This window comes from Mesorhizobium sp. M2A.F.Ca.ET.043.05.1.1 (assembly GCF_003952445.1).
GTDB lineage: Bacteria > Pseudomonadota > Alphaproteobacteria > Rhizobiales > Rhizobiaceae > Mesorhizobium.
This window is the reverse complement of sequence record NZ_CP034446.1, coordinates 4,270,617-4,287,662: the sequence shown is the minus strand read 5'-3', so window position 1 is coordinate 4,287,662 and position 17,046 is coordinate 4,270,617. Positions and strand designations below refer to the sequence as shown.

Below are 17,046 nucleotides of genomic sequence, written 5' to 3'. Positions count from 1 at the left end.
CGTCGAAGCCGTAGGCTAGACCGTAGAGCAGGACCCATATCGCTGCCAGAACCGACTGCAGGGCCGAGCCTTGTGAGGGCTCTTGTGGTGATCATGCGTCTCCGCGATCGCCTGTGGCAGGACGCCCTCGCGTGCCAGCGAGTACAAATAACGGGAAGCGGTGTTGTGAAAGGCCATTCCGCAGGCGAAGGAACTGGTGAGAATGAGCAGCGACATCAGCTGATAGCCCCAGCCGCCGACAAAAGTCTGAATGGGTGTCAGGAAGAAGTTCACGCCGTCGGAGAAGGCTTTGGCCACCATGTCGGCCTCGGTGGGATAGGCCGCCACCGCGCACCAGCTGACGAAGGTGTAAAACAGGCCGAGGCCAATGACCGAGATCAGCAGCGACTGCGGAATGATGCGCTTTGGATCGCGCGACTCCTCGGCGTAGTTCGGCGCCATCTCGAAACCGACCCACGACCAGAACGCCATGAAGATACCGACGGCGGCCTCGCCGGCGGGTATCGCCACATCGCCGACCTTCTGCTCGGCGACAGGCGTGAACACCTTGAACACATTGAGCGAATCGCCGGAAAAATTCGTCCCGCCATGAGCGAAAAGCACGCCCAGCGAGAAGATCACCAGCATGATCACTTCAAGAATGAGGGCGATCCCGAGCAGGCGCGCCGACACCTTCACGTCGCGATAGGCGAGTGCCGCGATGACCACGATCATGGCGAGCGCGAGCACGATCCACGGCACGTTGATGCCGAAGTGCTGGGAAATCCAAAGATTGCCGAAAAATGCAAACAAACCAGTGAGCGAGGCCTCGAACAGCGAGTAGCAGGCGAGCGAGCCAATGCCGGCCGACATGCCGACCTCGCGGCCGAGCCCTTGGCTGATGAATGAGTAGAAGCCACCGACGGACGATACCCGCGATGCCATCGCCGCATAGCCGACCGAGAAGATGGTCAGCACGATCGTCGCCATCAGGAAGGCGGCCGGCGTGTATTTGCCGATGCCGTAGCCTGCCGCGAACGGCACATTGCCCAGCATCGCCGACATTGGCGCCGCGCCGGTGACGGCCAGAAAGAGCACCCCCGCAAGCCCCACGGCTTTCGAGTGCAAAAGGTTGATGCTGTTACTCTTCGAGACGTCGATCGTCCCGCTTGCAATTTCCGTGGCCATGAAGCCCTCTCCATTCGTGACAGCTGTATGCAGTTCCCCGCACGTGGCGGCCGATGTGTCCCGGCCTGCGAGTGCTGTATTGACACTACGGACGCCGCATCACTTTGCCAAGGCCATGATTTTGCAAAGCTCGGCGCTCGACATGACGTGGCAATAGATCATGTTGATGATTTCGAGCTCCTTGCGATGAAGCTCGTCGGTCGCCGCCGCGCAGCAATCCTCGAGCACGATGACGGCATAGCTTTCGTCGGCCAGGCTGCGCACCGTCGAAGACACGCACTGGTCCGTGAAGATGCCGCAACAGATGACGTTCCTGATGCCGAGATTGTGCAGGATGAGGCGCAGATTCGTCCCGGTCAGCGCGGAATCGGTGGTCTTGGTCACCACGATTTCGTCGCCTGCCGGCTGAAGCTCGGCTACGAGCTGCGATGCCGCGTCGTTCTTTGGCAGCAGCAAATTGTTCCAGCCCGGCATTTTTTGGGAGAGCGAGCGGTCGCGCCCGTCCTTGGTATGGCAGGCGATGCGGGCGAAAAGGCATTCGATGCCATTTGCCCGTGCCAACTCCAGCAATCTTGCCGTGTTCGGTATGACCGTGCCGTGCATGCGCTCGTGGAACGGCGTCCACAGATCGTAGCGCTGCTGTTCCTGCGGTGAAAGCGACGCGCGATCCGGCCGTTCCAGGTAGGTGTTTTGAACGTCGATGATCAGGATGGCGGTTTGTGCCGGCACCAGCACCGGATCATCCGGCTCGGGTGCGCCGAGGTAATAGAGCGAACGGAATCCGGTTTTCCAGCTCATGCGGTCCTTTCAGAAGCGGGCGGTCCTTCAGAAGCGGAACGTGAAAAGGCCGCGCGCCGCGTAGGTCTCGGCGGCTTCCTCGATGAAACGGGCGATGCGTTCGGCCTGGTAGGTCTCGCGCATCGTGGCGGCGGCCTCGAGCAATTCTTCCTTGGACTTGGCGCGGCCTGGGCGCAGCAGTTCGTAGACCTGCATGATGAAATCCTGCGGCACCTCGACCAGCTCTGCCCCGCGCTCGAAGTTGAGGGCGAGAGTCGGCCGGCCGACATCGCGCGCCACATCGGCCTGCGCCTGCAGCGCTTGCGGCGTGATGCGGAGGTCTTCCATCGTCACCTCGCCGGCAAGCACCGCATCCAGCGTTATCTCCGGAAGCGCCTTGCCGTGCTTGCCGGTCACGGCGCCAGGCTGGGTTTCGGCGAGCGGATAGTCGGCACGCGTAAGGGTCACTATTTCGCTCCCGTCAGGACGACGTCGACCTCTTCGGGAGCCGCGCCGGCCTCGGTCAGCCCGGTTTCGATGGCGTAGATGAGGGCGACGCGCGCATGGTAGCGCGACCCCATGGCCTCGCCTCGCTGCGGCACCACGATGGGCTCCGGCATTTCGCCCAGCGCATAGGCCGCCGCATTGGCACCGAGGGCGCGATAGTGCTCGAGCCTGGTGATCGGGGCATTGGAAAACAGTTCCAGATTGTTGTGCGGCTGGCGGTCACGCTGATGGATGACGGCCGTGCCCTTGGCCTGGATGCCGATGCCGATGCCGCTGCCGGCAAGCCGGGCGGCGGACAGGCCAAGGAAGGAAGTATCAGCCGTATGGCGGAAGCGGACGACGCGCGCCTTGAGCCCGCGCGCGCGGATCGCATCCAGCATGGCGCCAAGCACCTCGGACAGCCGATGTCCGGCCGTCGTTCGGTAGAGCTTCAGCCCGAAGGCCGGGCTGATGCCGATGACCACGTCGTCGTTTGTCGACCCGTTGGCTGCCGGCCCAAGGTTGCGATAGCGGATGTGCCTTGCCTCGTCCTTCTCGTGCAGGGCCTCCGAGCGCAGCACTTCTTTCTGATCCAGCACATCGCGGATGTCGTTGAGCTGCAGGCGCCGTTCTTCGGACAAGCGATAGCCGGAGCCGGGGCCGAGATAGTCGTTCGGGTCGTTGACCGCGCTGACGATTCGCCCATTGCGGATCATGGCCGAGGTCTGGAGATAGTCGCCGGAAAGGCGCAGCTTCACCACGTTCAGGAGGTTCTCGGCCTCTTCTCGGAAACCGCGGTTGGCCAGCGCCTTGACCGTGTCGATCACGGTGATGCCGCGCTCCTTGATGGCCTCGCTGATGAAGCTCACGTCGCGTGGCATCAGGCTGCGCGTGTCGTCGGAACCGGAGGCATAAACCACGCTGGTCTTCATGTCCTCGGTCGGTGTCGACAGGCCGAGCTCCTCGAACACCGCGGCGATCGCCGCCACCGCCCGCTCGCGCAACTCGATCGCGCGGGACTCGGGCAGCGGCGTCAGCCCGCCATCGGCCTCGAAATCGCGCTGCAGCACAAGATAGTCTTCCAGCTCCTCGCCGTTGATCAGCGAAGGGTTGAACGAATTGTCGTATTTCAGGATCGATCCCATCCCGGAGCAGATCAGGTCCGAGCCGGCAATCAGGTAGGGAAGGATCTTGGCGCCGACACGAATTTCCGATTCGGTGGAGCGCGCATCATTGCCTGATGCGCATTCGAGATCGAGCCAGACGGCGATGAGGTTCTCGGCCATCAGTTCGCGAACACCGCCGGGTATAGTCGCGGTCAAAGGCGCTCCGTCGATACCGCCATTTTGCGTGCCTTGCACCCCCATGCCGCGCTGCAGGCAGAGGCAGCGCGCCTCCAGGTAGAGCAGCGATTTTGCTTCATGGAAGCCCATCAGCAATTCGGAGCCGGCGCCCGACGTACAGCGCATCTTGACGCCGCGCGAGGCGTAGGCGGCGGCGAGAAATGCCTTGGACCACGGCGTATCGTCGCCATCGGTGAACGATTTTTCGGTGCCGTAGACGGAAACGGTTTCGGCATAAGACGTGAAGCCGGCCATGGCGATGCGCAGCTCCTCCGCCTCCTCGCTGGAGCATTGGAACAGCGTTCCCCAGCGGCCGACGGCGCCGCCCACCGCACACGCCACCGCGTTGGACCAGGCGTTGCGCGACACGCGCATCGTAGTCTCGATCTCGTCGAAGCCGAAGGCGACGGCGGTTGCGGCGTCCGCGGCGAGCTGCAGCGGGTCGTCCTTGGCGTTGGTGACATGCGCCTGGTTACCCGGTGTTTTGCGGGCTCGCATCTTCGAGTAGGCGAAGGCGATCTCCAGCGCGTTGAGCTGCGACACGACCTCAGCGAGTTTGGCGGGCGTCATGCCGTGGGCGAGCCGCACGAGCTTTTCGCGCGGAACGTTCATGTCGACCAGCCAGCGCGCAATGGTCGCTGACTCCAGGGCCATCGCTTCCGGCGCCACTTCCGGGTCGATGTGATGGCGGGCGATGAAGCGGTCGATCATGTCGTAGTCGCGCTCGAGCACCCCATCGAGGGACACGACGCGCCCGCCCTTGATGCCGATGCCGGGTTTGGGATCGGCCGGGCTGGAGAAGGCGGAGAAGCCGTTGGCAGGGTCTTCCGCCGCGAACTTGTCCAGCCGCAACGGCCGCTCGTCCCAGTCGGCGAAGCGCTTCCAGCGGTTCAGTTTCGGCGTCATGCGTGCATTCCTTGACCCGACGGAAAGACTATTGAATGCCCGATCGTCACACAATGGCCTGCATCGAATCTCGCCGAAGGGCCTGCCCTGGCCGCCATCACCACCGGAACCTTGGGGATAGGCGCGGCGCTCACGGGATTTCGAGACTCGCCTACGACCTAGTCAAGGATCTCAGTGCTCGCAGACGACATGCGCGGCTGTTGTTCAACTTGAGTGACTTGCCCTCTCGTCCGTGCCCTTTTTGGTTCAGTTTGGGAGGCGCCGTCGCTGCAGATGCTGGAAGAGAACTTCCGCCGCCACTCGGACAAATCGAGGGAGGCGATCGGCTAAGTGCTTGAATTTTGGTGCCGCTTGCGTGACTCGAACACGCGACCCCATCATTACGAATGATGTGCTCTACCAACTGAGCTAAAGCGGCCCGGGAAGCGTCAGGCTTCCAGAATGGGCTGCGTGATAGACTCAACCGCTCGCTAATTCAAGATGGGCAGCGGCGAATTCCGGCCTCTTTGCCGGCAATTCCCATCTACGGTTACCGCGCAACGGCAGCGGCCGCGGCGCGCGGTGGCGTCCAAGCCGGCTGCTCCACGGCCGCATCGTCCGGAGTGTTCGTGACGAAAAATGTTGATTCTCCAGCAAAAAACCCCGAAATGGCGTTGGATACGCCGGCAAGGCAGCCGCTTGCCCGTTGATCGATTGGCCGCCTGCGGCTAACGATCAGGGAACTGTGAGCGAACGCGCAGAGGGAGCTCGCTTGGACCCCATCGAGAAAGCTATCCGCAATGCCTTCGAGAAAGGCAATGCCGAGGACCGGGCGTTCCGAGAGAAGGTCTATCGATCGGCCTTTGCCGCGCTGGACCGCGTCCTCCAGGCCAATCCGAACATCACGGTCGAGGCCGCCATCGGCCGCCGCAAGGCGGTGCAGGCCAAGATCACCGAGATCGAATCGGAGTTCCTGCCGGCCGTCCCCGATGTGACGCTGCCGCCGGAAAATGTCGTGCCGGCCGGCAATGGCGCGCCGGATCCCCGCGTCGAAGCGCCTGCCGGTTCGGCCGCGCCTTCGGTCGACGCGCCGCTGCCGCCGTCGCAATCAGCACGCTCACCCTCGATCACCGTCGACGGGCCGGTGCAGCCAGATGCCTCGGACCAGCCGCGTTCGCGCGTGCTGCCGCGCGTGCCCGACATCATGCCGGACGAGACGGCGCTCCCCGACGCGCCGTCGCTCGATGATTCGCCGGGCGCTCCCGTCCGCAACGGCGCCGAGGTCGCGCCCGACCGCGACGAGCGGCGGATCAGAGGCCGGCGCCTGCCGCTGACCGCGATCTTCGTCGTCGCGACATTGCTCGCCGCCGCCGGCATAGGTCTCTACTTCGCCAAGCAGACCGGTGTCTTCAAGACGGCTGCCGAGCTCGACACCGGCCCGCCGGAGCCGACGCCGACCCTTGACAGCGAGGACTCCTCGCAGCCGGGCGACACCGGCTCGCCGCAGAAGCCGGGCGAGGCGGACCAGTCGAAGAACTGGATCAACGTCTTCTCGCCCGCCGATCCGACCCATGTCAGCACGCCTTCCGACGCCGGCGCCGACGTGATGAAGGACGACACCGGTCAATTCCTGCGCATCCGCTCCGGCGCTTCCGGTTCGGCCATTGCCTTCGATGTCGGCCAGGGCGTGCTGGAGAAGCTTGTCGGCAAGCACGCCATGTTCGACGTCGTCGCCCGCTCGGAAGAGGGCAAGGAGACGCAGATATCGGTCGACTGCAATTTCGGCGATCTCGGCGATTGCGGCCGCAAGCGCTACGCCGTCGGCCACGAACGCAACGAATATCTGTTCGACGTGCAGTTTCCGGACAAGCATCCGGGCGCCGCCGGCACCATCGCCATCAACTCCGACATCGACCAGAAGGGCAAATCGGTCGATATCTACGAGATACGCGTTTCGATCGCGCAGTGACCCGTGCGCTCTACCTATCAACGCTGGCGCAGCACCCCACCCGGCGCTTCGCGCCTACCTCCCCATCGAGGGGAGGTAGGATGTAGCGCCAACCCTTACCATCCCCTTGATGGGGAGGTCGCGCCGCAGGCGCGGGCGGGGTGACAGCGCCGACGTCGGATTTTCAGCCCTTAGCCATCCAACAACGATTGCAGCGTTTCGATGCGGTCGGCTTCCGCCGCCGGCTTGTCCCAGCGCAGTCGCGAGATGCGGGGAAAGCGCATCGCCACGCCTGATTTATGCCGGGTCGAGCGGTTGAGGCCTTCGAACGCCACCTCCAGCACCAGGCCGTTCCTGCGGTCGGCGCGCACCGAGCGCACCGGGCCGAAACGCTCGATGGTGTTGTCGCGCACATATTTGTCGATCTCTCTCAGCTCCTCGTCGGTGAAGCCGAAATAGGCCTTGCCGACCGGCACCAGCTCTTCCGAGCCCTCGGGGCCGGCCCACACACCGAACGTGTAGTCTGAATAGAAGCTGGAACGCTTGCCGTGGCCGCGCTGCGCATACATCAGCACCGCGTCGATGGTGTGCGGATCGCGCTTCCATTTGAACCATGGGCCCTTCGGCCGGCCGGCAAGGTAGGGCGAATCCCAGCGCTTCAACATCACCCCTTCGATGATCGGATGCGGCGGCGCCTGGCGCAGCCGTTCCAGCGTCTCCCAATCGGGGAACTCGACCAGCGGCGAGAGATCGAAGCGGCTAGGATCGAGCGTCTTGATGAACGCCTCGAGGTGCTTGCGGCGCTCCGCGAAAGGAAGCGTGCGCAAATCCTCGCCGTTGATCTGCAGCGCGTCGTAGCAGCGCATGAAGGCCGGATAGCGCTGCTGGATCTTTGGCGACACGCTCTTGCGGTTCAGCCGCTGCTGCAGGTCGGAGAAGGTTCCGGTCGCCTCGCGAGGGTCGCCGACCAAAAGCTCGCCGTCGAGCGCCGCTTCGAAAGTCATCGCCGCGGCAAGATCTGGAAAGGCACCGGACACGTCGTCGCCGGTACGCGAATAGAGCCGGCGCACGCCGCCCTCGCAGACCGCCTGCACACGGATGCCGTCCCACTTCCACTCCGCCGCATAAGCGCCGTGGTCGAGCTTCTCGAGGTCGCCATCGTCGACGGCGTTGGAGAGCATCACCGGCCGGAACAGCGCAAGTGCCGCGCTCCTCGGCTTTTCCGCCCTGCCTTCCAGCCAGGCGAACAGCTCGGTGTAAGGCGGCGTCAGCCCGTGCCAGAGCTCCTCGATCTCGCTGACATCGATCTTGCCAAGATCGGCCAGAGCCTGTTTGGCGAGCCGCGCCGACACGCCGATGCGCAGCCCCCCAGTCACCAGCTTGATGATGGCGAAGCGCGCCGAGATGTTGGCGTCGTCGAGCAGCCGCGCCAGCACCTTGGGCCCGTCGGAGCGGCTTGCCGCCTGCAGTCTGCCGACCACCTCGGCAAGCGTCGGCATATGGTTGGGGAGGTGGCCTTGCGGCTGCGGCCAGACCAGCGACACGGTCTCGGCGAGGTCGCCGACATAGTCGTAGGAATAGCCGAACAGCACCGGATCCATGCGCTCCACCACCAGCGCGCGCAGCATCGCCGGCTTCACCGCCGCGATGTTGAGATCGCCCGTGATCGCCGCCAGCGCCAACCCGCGATCGGGATCCTCGACGCTGTGGAAATAGTCTCTGAGCAGCGTCAGCTTGCCGTTGCGCGACGGCGTCAGCACGAGACGGTCGAGGAGCTCGGCGAAGCGGTTCATTCGCGCCACGCCAGGGGCAAAAGCCGGCGCGAGGCCCCCCTCTCTGGCCTGCCGGCTCCGGCCCTTCGCTGTCGCTCCGGGCGTTCGTCGTTCGGAAAGCCAAGCAATTGGCTTTCCGTCCGCTGCGCGGACCTCTCCTCACCCCCTCAAGGGGGAGATCAGATGTCGCCACGGCTTTCGCCAATCTCCGGCGTTGCGGGAGATGCGCCGGCATTCAAGCTGCCAATCTCCCCCCTTGAGGGGGAGATGCCCGGCAGGGCAGAGAGGGGGGCCGTAGAGCGCGACGGCGGCGATTGGCGATACCACTTTGGCCATCAATCGCCCTCATCCTCATACCCCACCAGATGCAACGGCCTTGCCGCGATGCCCTCCAGCTCGCACCAGCGCACCAGCGCTTCCTCGCGGCCATGCGTGACCCAGATTTCCGCAGCACCCGTTTCCTTGATCGTGATGATCAGCTCGTCCCAGTCGGCGTGGTCGGAAATGATCAGCGGCAGCTCGACGCCGCCCTGCTTTGCCCGCTGGCGGATGCGCATCCAGCCCGAGGCGAAGCAGGAGATCGGGTCCGGAAAACGCCGCGCCCAGCGATCGGCGAAGGCCGAGGGCGGGCCGACGACGATCGCGCCGGCGAAATCGGCCTTGCCGCCGCTTTCAACCGTCGCCGGCTCGAGCCGGCCGAGATCGATCCCCTGGCTCTGATAATATTCGCTGAGCCTGGCCAGCGCGCCGTGGATATAGATCGGCTTGTCGTAGCCGGCGTCGCGCAACAGCCGCATCACACGCTGCGCCTTGCCAAGCGCGTAGGCGCCGATCAGGTGCGAGCGTTCGGGAAACTGCGCCGCCGATTTCAGCACGCGCGCGATCTCCTCATGGTCCGGCGGATGCCGGAACACCGGCAGGCCGAAGGTCGCCTCGGTGATGAAGACATCGCACCGGATGGGCTCGAACGGCAGGCAGGTGGCGTCCTTTTGCCGCTTGTAGTCGCCGGAGGCGACGATGCGCATGCCCCGGTGCTCGACGCAGATCTGCGCCGAGCCCAGCACATGCCCGGCCGGATGGAAGGTGACGGCGACGCCGTTCATGTCGACTGTTTCGCCAGGCACTGCCGCCTGCGTCGTTCCGGCGAAATCCTCGCCATAGCGCAGTCCCATGATGTCGAGCGTCTCTTGCGTGGCGAGCACCGAGCGGTGGCCGGAGCGCGCATGGTCCGAATGGCCATGCGTGATCAGCGCCCGCCCGACGGGCCGCACCGGATCGATGAAGAAATCGCCAGGCGGGCAATAGAGGCCCTCCGGCCGGGGTTTGAGCAGGTCGCTGGCGCGCATGGTCTTGAACATAGTGGCTAAATTTGCAGCGGAAAGCCCGTTGCAAGAGACTGCTGACTCATCTTAAAGCCAGCCGCCGGCTCCGCGCCGCCGGTGGGATTCTTCACGAATGAAACCGCTCCAGGCCTCGTCGGGCGATTTGACTGCCGACCGTCGCGCCGATTTCGCCGAGATGCTGCTCGCCTCGGGCGAGCCGGCGCAGGCGGCGGAGCTTCTGCTCGGCGCGCTGGAGCTGGCGCCGCGATGGGCCGCCGGCTGGTTTCGCCTCGGCGAGATGCAGGAGGCGGCTGGCCTGCCCGACCAGGCCGAGCAGGCCTGGACCATGGCGCTGAAGCTCGACTCCGCGGATCGCCTTGGCGCCGCGCTCAAGCTGCAACTGATCGGCAAGGCGCCCGCGGCCCCGGCGCCTCCCAGCGCCTTTGTCGAGACCTTGTTCGATCACTACGCCGACAGTTTCGAGGAGTCGCTTGTCGGGAGGTTGGGCTATCGGCTGCCGGACTTCCTCGGCCAAGCCATCCGCAAGGCAAGGCCCGGCCGGTTCCGGCTGGCCATCGACCTCGGCTGCGGCACCGGCCTGATGGGCGAAAGGCTGCGCCCGTTCGTCGACCGGCTGGAGGGCTACGACATCTCGGCCGCCATGCTCAGCAAAGCGAAGGCCAAGGGCATCTATGACCTGCTGGCCAAGGCCGACCTTCAGCATTTTTCCCACTCCGGCGCGGGGGCCGACCTCGTGGTCGCGGCCGACGTGTTCATCTATCTGGGCGCGCTCGAACGCATCGTCGGCGCGGTCGCGAACATGCTTGCGCAGAACGGCATATTCGCCTTCTCGCTCGAGACGCTTGCCGGCGGCGATGATTTCGCTCTGCGGCCGTCGCGGCGTTACGTCCATTCCGAGGCGTATGCGCGGCGCGTGCTCTCGGCCAACGGGCTTGCGGTTCTGTCTCTGGAAAGCGTGGTTATCCGGCACGATCGGCATGATCCCGTCGAGGGCCTGGCCATCGTGGCCGGCTTCCCCGCCTCATCTGCCGGGTGAGCGATCCGGCACTCTCATGAGCCTGGCCTTGCTGCGAAAAAGCCTGAATGGCATGGTCGGGGTAGCGCGGGGCAGACATCACGAGGAGAAGATCCATGCGCTGGACCATGGTTGTGTTGGCGTCCTGCCTGACGGTCGCCGGCTGTGTCGGCGGCACGTCGATGGCCGAGCGCCAGGACGAGGACGTCCAGTCCTCATTGCAATATGACGATGTGCCTTGCGATCAATTGCTGGCGCAGCGCAATCAACTGGCACAGCAGAACAGTCTGCCGATCACGGCCAAGCCGAGCTTCTCCAATCCGGCGATGGGCTTCGGCCCGTTCACGCCGGACATGCGCTCCAAGGCGCAGCGCGCCAGCAACAAGGCGAGCGGTGAGATCGACGCCATGAACCGCTCGATCGAGCGCCGCGACTGCGGCAAGCCGAAGAAGAAAGAGACGTTCGGGTTGCCCGGCTCGCAGCCTTCCTGAGCGTTCGATATTCCGTATTCCGCCTGGCGCTCTGCTGGATCGACGAGCGTTTGATCGCGCTTGAAAGACCACTGATGAACCTCTCAGACCTCGGCGACCGCATCTGCATCCTGGGACCGTCCAACAGCGGCAAGTCCACCCTTGCCAACGCGATCGCGCGCAAGCGTGGCCTGGATGCCGTTCACCTTGATCAGCTCTTTCATCTGCCCAACACGGATTGGCAGCAGCGTCCAAGGGACGAATTCATCGCCCTGCACGACGCCGCCATCGCCGGTGAGCGCTGGGTGATGGATGGCAACTACTCGGTTTGCATGCCCCAGCGTTTCCGGCGAGCGACGGGGTTGATCCTGCTGGACGTCTCCACGCCCATGAGCTTGCTGCGTTATTTCCGGCGATGCCTGTTCGAGACCGGCAGGCACGGCGCCCTGGAAGGCGGGCGCGACAGCGTCAAATGGGACATGATCCACCATATCGCCGTTGTCACGCCGCGAAATCGCAAACGATACAGCGCGATGCTGGTGCGGTCGACCTTCCGAAGCTGCGGCTATCCTCGGTGAGAGCGATCAAGCAGTGCTTCCGGGACTGGGGTTTGAGCCTGAACTAGTGGCACCGCACAGGTGTTTTGACCGGTCGGCTGTGTTTTGCGTTGGCAGGTGGCATGCATTGGAGATTGGCCGGAACGCCCATCGCGGGCGATGAGCTGGAGGCTCCTGAACCTCGTCGTTCTAGGGCGGAGCAAGGAGCGCAGCGACGCGCGCAGACCCTAGAATCCATTCCGTTACCTGGACCGAAGTGTGCAACGGTGCAGAATTCCGGACCGCCGCGGCGCTTCCAAGTCACGGCATGGATCCTCGGGTCTGCGCGCGTCGCTACGCTCCTTGCTCCGCCCGTGGATGACGACCGCGACAGGTGTCTCGGCCAATCGCCAAGGCATGGGGTCTGTCAAGGCAAACTAACCAACCGGTCAGAACTAATACCCGGCCTCTCGGTCGACCAGGTTTTCGAGCTTCTCGCCGCGCTCGAACGCATCCATCTGCCGCAACATGGCTGGCACCAGATGAGCCGGATCCGATGTCGCCGCCGCGTGCGGCGTGATGAAGACTTTCGGATGGCTCCACAGCGGGCTTGTCTTGGGCAGCGGTTCGACCTCGAACACGTCGAGGCTCGCTTCCTTCAGCGTGCCGTCATCCAGCGCGCGCACGATGTCGGCGTCTTTCTGCAGGCGTCCGCGACCGGCATTGATCAGCACGGCGCCGCCAAGCCCGTTGCGCCGGCGCAGTTCCTTGAGCAGCCCGTAATTCACAATACCTTGCGTTTGCGGCGTCAGCGGCAACAGCACGACGAGAATATCGGTGGCGTTGAGGAAGGGGATCAGCCCCGCCTCGCCGGCATAGGTCGAAACACCTTTCATCGGCCGTTCGGTGCGCGACCAGCCGTTCACGGCAAAGCCGAGCGACAAAAGCACCGACGCCGCCGCGCGGCCGAGATGGCCGAGGCCCATGATGCCGACGGAAATGTCGCCGGCCGGGCGCTGCGGCGGCTCGTGCCAGATCTTCTTCGGCTGCTGCGCCCGATAGAGCATGCCGTGCCGATGGTGATCGAGCACCCGCCAGACGACATATTCGGTCATGTATTGGGTGAGATTGTCGGCGACCACCCTGACGATCGGCACGTCGGGCAGGCCGGGATCGGCGAAGATATGGTCGACGCCTGCGCCGACCGAAAAGATGGCTCGCAGGTTGGGCAGCCCGGAGAGCAGGTTCGGCTTATGCTTCCATACCACCGCGTAGGCGATCGAGGGATCGTTGGCGCCTGCCGGCTCCAGCACCACCTCGCGCTCGGCCGCCAGCAGTTGATGCCAGCGCTGCGGATGAAAGGCCGTGACGGCAAGCAGGATTTTGCCTTTTTCCATTTGCGGATTCAGTCCTTGTTACGTCAATCAAGCCGGGTCTATTCGCTGACCACGCCGGTCGGCGCCGTCTCGATCTTGAAGGCCGCCGCCATCAGCGCCCGCGTATAGTCGGTCTGCGGGCTGCCGAAGATCTGTTCGGAAGGTCCCGCTTCGACGACCTTGCCATTGCGCATGACGATGACGTCATTGGCAAGGGCGCGGACGACCTTGAGGTCGTGGCTGATGAAGAGATAGGCGAGATTGTGCTTGGCCTGCAGGTTGCGCAAAAGATCGACCACCTGCGCCTGCACGCTCATGTCGAGCGCCGAGGTCGGCTCATCGAGCATGACGAAGCGCGGATTGAGCACCATGGCGCGCGCGATCGCCACGCGCTGCCGCTGGCCGCCGGAGAATTCGTGCGGGTAGCGATGGCGCGTTTCGGGATCGAGGCCGACCTCCTTCAGTACGGCGACCACCTTGTCGTCGCGCTGATCGGGCGAGAGCTTCGGCTCGTGGATCTTCAGCCCTTCCTCGATGATCTCGGAAACCGACAGGCGTGGGCTGAGCGACCCGAACGGGTCTTGGAAAACGATCTGCAATTCGCGCCTGAGCGGCCGCATGGCGCTGAAGGAAAGCTGGTTGATGTCGCGTCCGTTGAAGTTGATCGTGCCGGTCGAGGAGATCATCCGCGCGAGCGCCAGCCCGAGCGTCGTCTTGCCCGAGCCGGATTCGCCGACCACGCCCAGCGTCTGGCCGGCGCGCACGGTGACGTCGATGCCGTCCACCGCCTTCACATGGTCGACGGTCTTGCGAAAGAAGCCTCTCTTGATCGGGAACCAGACTTTCATGTCCTTGCCCGTCATGACGGATTTGGCGCCCGGGTCTGCCGCAGGCGGCTTGCCCTTCGGCTCGGCGGCCAAGAGATGCTTGGTGTAAGGATGTTGCGGGTTGGCGAAGATCTCCTTGGTCGGCTCGGTCTCGACGATCTTACCCTTGGTCATCACGCAGACACGGTCGGCTATCTTTCTGACGATGCCGAGGTCGTGCGTGATGAACAGCATCGACATGCCCTTGCGGCTTTTCAACTCCGCGAGCAGTTGGAGGATCTGCGCCTGCACGGTCACGTCGAGCGCCGTCGTCGGCTCGTCGGCGATCAAAAGCTCAGGCTCGTTGGCGAGCGCCATGGCGATCATGACGCGCTGGCGCTGGCCGCCGGAGAGCTGGTGCGGGTAGGCGTCGAGACGTTTCTCCGGCTCGCGGATGCCGACCTCGTTGAGCAGCTCCAGCGTGCGCGTCCTGGCCTGAGCATCGCGCAGGCCTTGATGCAGTTGCAGCACCTCGACGATCTGCTGCTCAACCGTGTGCAGCGGGTTGAGCGAGGTCATCGGCTCCTGGAAGATCATGGTGATCTTGTTGCCACGCACGCCGCGCAAGGCCTTCTCGTTCATGGCGAGCAGATCGGCGCCGCTGAACAGGATTCTTCCCGAGGGATGGCTGGCGGCGGGATAGGGCAGGAGCTTCAGCACCGACAGCGCCGACACCGATTTGCCCGAGCCGGATTCCCCGACCAGGGCAACGGTCTCGCCCTTGCCGATGTCGAACGAGACATGATCGACGGCGATGGACTGCTTGCCGCCTTGCGCGAAGGCGACGCTCAGATCTTGGACGGACAGCAGGGCTTCGCTCATTTGAACGTCTTGCGCGGATCGAAGGCGTCGCGCGTCGCCTCGCCGATGAAGACCAGCAGCGACAGCATCAGCGAGATCACGATGAAGCCGGAAATGCCGAGCCAGGGCGCGTTGAGGTTCCGTTGCGCCTGTTTCAGCAATTCGCCGAGCGAGGCCGAGCCGGGCGGCAGGCCGAAGCCGAGATAGTCGAGCGAGGTCAGCGTCGAGATCGAGCCGGAGAGCAGGAAGGGCAGGAAGGTCAGCGTCGCCACCATGGCGTTCGGCAACAGGTGCCGGAACATGATGGTGAGGTTTGGCACGCCGAGCGCACGCGCCGCGTTGACATATTCGAAGTTGCGGGCGCGCAGGAATTCGGCCCGCACCACGCCGACAAGGGCTACCCATGAGAACAGCAGCATCAGGCCGAGCAGGATGAAGAAGCCGGGCGGCAGGATGGCCGAGACGATAAGCAGCAGGTAGAGCACCGGGATCGCCGACCAGATCTCGATGAAACGCTGGAAGAGAAGGTCGGTCCAGCCGCCGAAATATCCCTGCACCGCGCCGGCCGCGACGCCGATCAGCGATGATCCGAGCGTCAGGATCAGCCCGAACAGAACCGAGATGCGGAAGCCGTAAAGCACGCGCGCCAGCACGTCGCGGGCCTGGTCGTCGGTGCCCAGCCAGTTCCAGTTGCCGACAACGCAGTTCTCGTCGGCCTCCCCCTTGGGGTATTGGCCGCAGCGCTTGTTCTTGTCGTAAAGCCAGGATGGTTTTGCTGGCGCCGGTTCCGGAATGGCGTTGTTGACCGTCTGATAGGAGTAACGGACCGGCGGCCAGATCATCCAGCCATTGGCATTGATCTCGTCCTGGATGACCGGATCGCGATAATCGGTGACGGCGTAGAAACCACCGAACTTCTCTTCCGGATAGGCGACCAGGACCGGAAACAGGATCTCGCCCTTGTAGGAGGCGATGATCGGCTTGTCATTGGCGATCAGCTCGGAAAACAGCGACAGCACGAACAGGAGCAGGAAGATCCAGAGCGACCAGTAGCCCCGCCGGTTGGCCTTGAAATTCTGCAGCCGCCTCTGGTTGAGCGGCGACAGAAATGGCCTGCGAGGCCTGGCCGGCGCGCTTTCGATCGCAGCCTCGGCCATCAGATGTCTCTCCGCTCGAAGTCGATGCGCGGATCGACCCAGGTGTAGATCAGGTCGGACAACAGGCCGACGAACAGGCCAAGCAGCGAAAAGATGTAGAGCGTGGCGAACACCACCGGATAGTCGCGGTCGATCACCGACTTGAAGCCGAGCAGGCCGAGGCCGTCGAGCGAGAAGATGTTCTCGATCAGCAGCGAGCCGGTGAAGAAGGCCGAGATGAAGGCGCCGGGGAAGCCTGCGATCACGATCAGCATGGCGTTGCGGAAGACATGGCCATAGAGCACCTTGTGCTCCGACAGGCCCTTGGCGCGCGCCGTCACGACATATTGCTTGCGGATCTCTTCGAGGAAGGAGTTCTTGGTCAGCAGCGTCGTCGTGGCGAAGGCCGACAGCACCAGTGCTGTCAACGGCAGCGTCATATGCCAGAAATAGTCGGCGATCTTGGCGGGCCAGGACAGCTGGTCCCAATTGTCCGAAACGATGCCGCGCAGCGGGAACCAGTCCCAGAACGAACCGCCGGCAAACAGCACCATCAAGAGGATGCCGAACAGGAAGCCGGGAATGGCATAGCCGACGATGACGACGCCGCTGGTCCACACGTCGAAGGTCGAGCCGTCCTTCACCGCCTTGCGGATGCCGAGCGGGATCGAGATCAGGTAGGACAAAAGCGTGATCCACAGGCCGATGGAAATCGAGACCGGCATCTTCTCCAGGATCAGGTTCAGCACCGAGATATCGCGGAAATAGCTGTCGCCGAAATCGAAGCGGATATAGTTCCACAGCATCATGCCGAAACGCTCGAGCGGCGGCTTGTCGAAGCCGAACTGCTTTTCCAGCTTCTTGATGAATTCAGGATCGAGCCCCTGCGCGCCGCGATATTTCGAGCCGACATCGCCGGCTACGTCGAGATTGCCGCCGCCGGCGTCGCCGCCACCGCTGCCGAGGCGGTCGTTGCCGCCCTGGTTGGTCAGCTTGGCAATCACCTGCTCGACCGGCCCGCCCGGCGCGAACTGGATGACCGCGAAGGAGATCGCCATGATGCCGAACAGCGTCGGGATCATGAGAAGAATGCGGCGCAGGATATAGGCGCCCATCAGGCGACGG

Annotated in this window: 13 protein-coding genes, 1 tRNA gene and 1 pseudogene; 4 read left to right on the top strand and 11 right to left on the bottom strand. The window is 64.0% G+C overall.

The window, feature by feature from the left end:
- Positions 1-15 precede the first annotated feature (15 nt).
- The 5 genes from EJ069_RS20805 to EJ069_RS20785 form a co-directional block, all read right to left on the bottom strand.
- Positions 16-1,167, bottom strand: a complete 1,152-nt coding sequence (locus EJ069_RS20805) for an APC family permease (RefSeq protein ID WP_245456220.1) — start codon at positions 1,165-1,167, stop codon at positions 16-18.
- A 99-nt stretch (positions 1,168-1,266) separates the two neighbouring features.
- A complete protein-coding gene (locus EJ069_RS20800) occupies positions 1,267-1,965 on the bottom strand; it encodes a cysteine hydrolase family protein (RefSeq protein ID WP_126062896.1) in 699 nt (232 codons plus the stop codon).
- A gap of 27 nt (positions 1,966-1,992) precedes the next feature.
- Complete coding sequence (locus tag EJ069_RS20795) at positions 1,993-2,412, bottom strand: diol dehydratase small subunit (protein WP_095819267.1); 420 nt, start codon at positions 2,410-2,412, stop codon at positions 1,993-1,995.
- Positions 2,412-4,679, bottom strand: a complete 2,268-nt coding sequence (locus tag EJ069_RS20790) for a propanediol/glycerol family dehydratase large subunit (protein ID WP_126062895.1) — start codon at positions 4,677-4,679, stop codon at positions 2,412-2,414. The genes EJ069_RS20795 and EJ069_RS20790 overlap by 1 nt, the downstream gene beginning before the upstream one ends.
- A gap of 342 nt (positions 4,680-5,021) precedes the next feature.
- Positions 5,022-5,097, bottom strand: a tRNA-Thr gene (locus EJ069_RS20785).
- A gap of 333 nt (positions 5,098-5,430) precedes the next feature.
- Between EJ069_RS20785 and EJ069_RS20780 the strand changes: the two genes are divergently transcribed.
- Positions 5,431-6,627 (top strand): hypothetical protein, encoded by a 1,197-nt coding sequence (locus EJ069_RS20780; protein ID WP_126062894.1) that lies wholly within the window; start codon positions 5,431-5,433, stop codon positions 6,625-6,627.
- 170 nt (positions 6,628-6,797) lie between these two features.
- Here the strand turns inward: EJ069_RS20780 and EJ069_RS20775 are convergent, their stop codons facing one another.
- Together EJ069_RS20775 and EJ069_RS20770 are read right to left on the bottom strand one after the other, a co-directional pair.
- A complete protein-coding gene (locus EJ069_RS20775) occupies positions 6,798-8,399 on the bottom strand; it encodes a cisplatin damage response ATP-dependent DNA ligase (RefSeq protein ID WP_126062893.1) in 1,602 nt (533 codons plus the stop codon).
- Positions 8,400-8,713: 314 nt separating this feature from the next.
- Complete coding sequence (locus EJ069_RS20770) at positions 8,714-9,724, bottom strand: ligase-associated DNA damage response exonuclease (protein ID WP_126064827.1); 1,011 nt, start codon at positions 9,722-9,724, stop codon at positions 8,714-8,716.
- A 109-nt stretch (positions 9,725-9,833) separates the two neighbouring features.
- Here EJ069_RS20770 and EJ069_RS20765 point away from each other — a divergent pair, with 109 nt between their 5' ends.
- The 3 genes and pseudogenes from EJ069_RS20765 to EJ069_RS20755 all read left to right on the top strand — a co-directional run bounded on the left by EJ069_RS20765 (position 9,834) and on the right by EJ069_RS20755 (position 11,831).
- Entirely contained in the window at positions 9,834-10,757 is a 924-nt protein-coding gene (locus EJ069_RS20765; RefSeq protein ID WP_126062892.1) for a methyltransferase domain-containing protein, read from the top strand.
- A 95-nt stretch (positions 10,758-10,852) separates the two neighbouring features.
- On the top strand, positions 10,853-11,227 hold the full coding sequence (locus tag EJ069_RS20760; protein ID WP_126062891.1) for a hypothetical protein: 375 nt from the start codon (positions 10,853-10,855) through the stop codon (positions 11,225-11,227).
- Between the two features lie 74 nt (positions 11,228-11,301).
- A pseudogene (locus EJ069_RS20755) lies at positions 11,302-11,831 on the top strand (AAA family ATPase).
- Between the two features lie 366 nt (positions 11,832-12,197).
- Here the strand turns inward: EJ069_RS20755 and EJ069_RS20750 are convergent.
- From EJ069_RS20750 to EJ069_RS20735, 4 genes are read right to left on the bottom strand one after another with little or no spacing between them, the layout of a single operon-like run.
- Positions 12,198-13,139 (bottom strand): glyoxylate/hydroxypyruvate reductase A, encoded by a 942-nt coding sequence (locus EJ069_RS20750; RefSeq protein WP_126062890.1) that lies wholly within the window; start codon positions 13,137-13,139, stop codon positions 12,198-12,200.
- A gap of 38 nt (positions 13,140-13,177) precedes the next feature.
- The gene (locus EJ069_RS20745) at positions 13,178-14,806 is read right to left on the bottom strand and encodes an ABC transporter ATP-binding protein (protein WP_126062889.1); all 1,629 of its coding nucleotides are present in this window, start codon (positions 14,804-14,806) and stop codon (positions 13,178-13,180) included.
- Positions 14,803-15,942: an ABC transporter permease gene (locus EJ069_RS20740; protein WP_126062888.1), complete on the bottom strand. Its 1,140-nt coding sequence runs from the start codon at positions 15,940-15,942 to the stop codon at positions 14,803-14,805. The genes EJ069_RS20745 and EJ069_RS20740 overlap by 4 nt, the downstream gene beginning before the upstream one ends.
- Complete coding sequence (locus tag EJ069_RS20735) at positions 15,942-17,036, bottom strand: microcin C ABC transporter permease YejB (RefSeq protein WP_126062887.1); 1,095 nt, start codon at positions 17,034-17,036, stop codon at positions 15,942-15,944. The genes EJ069_RS20740 and EJ069_RS20735 overlap by 1 nt, the downstream gene beginning before the upstream one ends.
- Between the last annotated feature and the right edge of the window lie 10 nt (positions 17,037-17,046).

What these genes read in the sequence shown, in the direction of transcription:
- EJ069_RS20805 (WP_245456220.1), bottom strand. Translation starts at nt 1,167, where the DNA reads ATGGCCACGGAAATTGCAAGCGGGACGATCGACGTCTCGAAGAGTAAC.
- EJ069_RS20800 (WP_126062896.1), bottom strand. Translation starts at nt 1,965, where the DNA reads ATGAGCTGGAAAACCGGATTCCGTTCGCTCTATTACCTCGGCGCACCC.
- EJ069_RS20790 (WP_126062895.1), bottom strand. Translation starts at nt 4,679, where the DNA reads ATGACGCCGAAACTGAACCGCTGGAAGCGCTTCGCCGACTGGGACGAG.
- EJ069_RS20775 (WP_126062893.1), bottom strand. Translation starts at nt 8,399, where the DNA reads ATGAACCGCTTCGCCGAGCTCCTCGACCGTCTCGTGCTGACGCCGTCG.
- EJ069_RS20770 (WP_126064827.1), bottom strand. Translation starts at nt 9,724, where the DNA reads ATGCGCGCCAGCGACCTGCTCAAACCCCGGCCGGAGGGCCTCTATTGC.
- EJ069_RS20765 (WP_126062892.1), top strand. Translation starts at nt 9,834, where the DNA reads ATGAAACCGCTCCAGGCCTCGTCGGGCGATTTGACTGCCGACCGTCGC.
- EJ069_RS20760 (WP_126062891.1), top strand. Translation starts at nt 10,853, where the DNA reads ATGCGCTGGACCATGGTTGTGTTGGCGTCCTGCCTGACGGTCGCCGGC.
- EJ069_RS20750 (WP_126062890.1), bottom strand. Translation starts at nt 13,139, where the DNA reads ATGGAAAAAGGCAAAATCCTGCTTGCCGTCACGGCCTTTCATCCGCAG.
- EJ069_RS20745 (WP_126062889.1), bottom strand. Translation starts at nt 14,806, where the DNA reads ATGAGCGAAGCCCTGCTGTCCGTCCAAGATCTGAGCGTCGCCTTCGCG.
- EJ069_RS20740 (WP_126062888.1), bottom strand. Translation starts at nt 15,942, where the DNA reads ATGGCCGAGGCTGCGATCGAAAGCGCGCCGGCCAGGCCTCGCAGGCCA.
- EJ069_RS20735 (WP_126062887.1), bottom strand. Translation starts at nt 17,036, where the DNA reads ATGGGCGCCTATATCCTGCGCCGCATTCTTCTCATGATCCCGACGCTG.